General features: G+C 71.6%; 1 pseudogene. It reads right to left on the bottom strand.

Annotated features, from left to right (window positions below):
* Positions 1-519: pseudogene (locus CCN42_RS02775) on the bottom strand (NAD(P)-dependent oxidoreductase); the annotation flags it as partial.
* Positions 520-633: the final 114 nt, after the last annotated feature.

The following is a 633-nucleotide window of genomic DNA, read 5'->3' as shown; positions in this document are numbered from 1 at the left end:
GTTCGCCGAGCAGCGCCTCGGTGTCGACGACGGGTCCGCGGGCGACGTTGACGAGCAGCGCGCCGTCCTTCATCCGCGCCAGGAAGTCGGCGTCCACGAGGCCCCGGGTGGCCTCGGTGAGCGGGGTGGAGACCACGACGACGTCCGCTTCCGGGAGCAGGGCGGGCAGCTCGGTGAGCGGATGCACGGGACCGCGCGCCNNGTGAGCGTCAGCTCCGCGGTGCTTGCCTCGTGCACCCCGCGCGCGTTGCACAGCCGCACCCCCGCGCGGACCCGGTGCAGCCCGGGCTCCACGTGGTCGGTACCGGCCGACAGCGTCTGCACCACCTCCAGGGACGTCATCTCCGGCAGGGGACGCTGCCCCAGTCCGGCCGGCTTCATGTAGGGGACGACGTAGAAGGCGCAGTCGGCGGGGTCCGAGGGAAAGGTTTCCGCACCGTCCCAGAAGCGGTACGTCGGCCCCTTCGGAAGGCCCTCGATCTCCTCCGGCGGAATGGGCAGCCACACATCAGCAGTCATGGTCCGGAGGCTATGTCAGGGGCGCTCGGGCGCAGAGGTTAGGTTGGGGTGCCAGGAGAGGGAGGGTCACGACCACGTGGAGCGCAGGACGATCGGGGCGGGGGCACTCGCGGT

The sequence above is a fragment of the Streptomyces glaucescens genome (assembly GCF_002154375.1).
Classification (GTDB): domain Bacteria; phylum Actinomycetota; class Actinomycetes; order Streptomycetales; family Streptomycetaceae; genus Streptomyces; species Streptomyces glaucescens.
This window is presented reverse-complemented; position numbering and strand designations above follow the sequence as displayed.